This is a genomic window from Exiguobacterium sp. UBA6282 (assembly GCF_002440475.1).
Lineage (GTDB): Bacteria > Bacillota > Bacilli > Exiguobacteriales > Exiguobacteriaceae > Exiguobacterium_A.
Window position 1 is genome coordinate 92,547 of the sequence record NZ_DJUM01000011.1, and the last position, 446, is coordinate 92,992.

Below are 446 nucleotides of genomic sequence, written 5' to 3' on the forward strand. Positions count from 1 at the left end.
AACGCCAGTGCGGTTTTCGGCAATCCGATTTGCGCTAGACGTCCTTCCCGAGATGCTTGCTCCCGGTACGCCGAACAGATCGACTCGACTGCTTGTTCGTCTCCGATCGCGCCATACGAACGGACGAGTTGTATCCGGTTCAACCACTCGTGACGAAGAGTCTTTAAAAGATCAAGTACCTGTTGTTCCTCCATCGGTCGTTCCCTCCTAAAAAAAACAGACCCTAACCCTCGAAAGTGGCTAGAGTCTGCTTCGTCGATCCTTATGCTGGGTAAACGCTGACTTGTTTCTTGTCGCGTCCGAGACGTTCGAAACGAACGACACCAGTTGCAGTTGCGAAAAGTGTATCATCGCCACCACGTCCGACGTTCATACCTGGGTGAATCTTCGTACCGCGTTGACGGTAGAGGATTGAACCAGCAGAAACAGTTTGACCGTCTGCACGT

Annotated in this window: 2 protein-coding genes; both read right to left on the reverse strand. The window is 52.0% G+C overall.

What is annotated here, in order from left to right; all coding sequences use genetic code 11:
- A partial coding sequence (locus tag B2751_RS02870) for a Spo0B domain-containing protein (RefSeq protein WP_290772660.1) occupies nucleotides 1-194 on the reverse strand: 194 nt, incomplete at its 3' end.
- A gap of 68 nt (nucleotides 195-262) precedes the next feature.
- A partial coding sequence (locus tag B2751_RS02875; RefSeq protein ID WP_290772663.1) for a 50S ribosomal protein L27 occupies nucleotides 263-446 on the reverse strand: 184 nt, incomplete at its 5' end.